The sequence below is a fragment of the Nocardia sp. JCM 34519.1 genome, assembly GCF_020361265.1.
Classification (GTDB): Bacteria; Actinomycetota; Actinomycetes; order Mycobacteriales; family Mycobacteriaceae; genus Nocardia; species Nocardia arthritidis_A.
In genome coordinates this window covers 1-556 of record NZ_JAIRBR010000055.1, presented here as the reverse complement: position 1 = coordinate 556, position 556 = coordinate 1, and the positions used below count along the sequence as shown (strand labels likewise).

Sequence of the window (556 nt, the reverse complement as noted above, 5' to 3'; positions counted from 1 at the left end):
TGATACAGGCCAACAACATCCACGACCTTCTCGACGAACAACGGGTCGGTGGAGATCTTGAACCCGTCGCTGAGATGCGGTTTCAGCTCGAACCGCCGCCAGATCCGCCCCACCGTCGATTTCGACAGCCCGGTCCGCTCCGCCATCGACGACCGCGACCAATGCGTGGCATCGGAGGGGACCTGCTCCAGGGTCATCTCCACCACTTGCTGCACCTGATCCAGCAGGATCGACGGCGGCCGGCCGGGTCTTGGTTCATCGGCCAGGCCCGCCAACCCGTACTCGATGAAACGGCCCCGCCACTTACGCACCGTCATCGCCGACACACCCACCTCGGCCGCCACGTGGGTATTGAACGCACCCGGTTCGGCGCAGGCCAGCACGATCCGGCACCGCAACGCATACGCCTGCGTCGACGTCGCCGCCCGCGCGCCCCGCATCAATTCCCGACGCTGAGCCTCGGTCACCACCAAATCCGGACCCGACCTCGGCCTACCAGTCCTCACCACCGCCGAATCCTATAATTAGGCAACGAATTTCAGGCGCAGAACACTAG

Annotated in this window: 1 protein-coding gene; it reads right to left on the bottom strand. The window is 64.4% G+C overall.

Translation table 11 applies throughout. The features are described 5' to 3' along the window. The coding region (locus LGY53_RS43380) for an IS630 family transposase (protein WP_308103118.1) at positions 1-383 on the bottom strand (383 nt) is incomplete at its 3' end. Positions 384-556 lie beyond the last annotated feature (173 nt).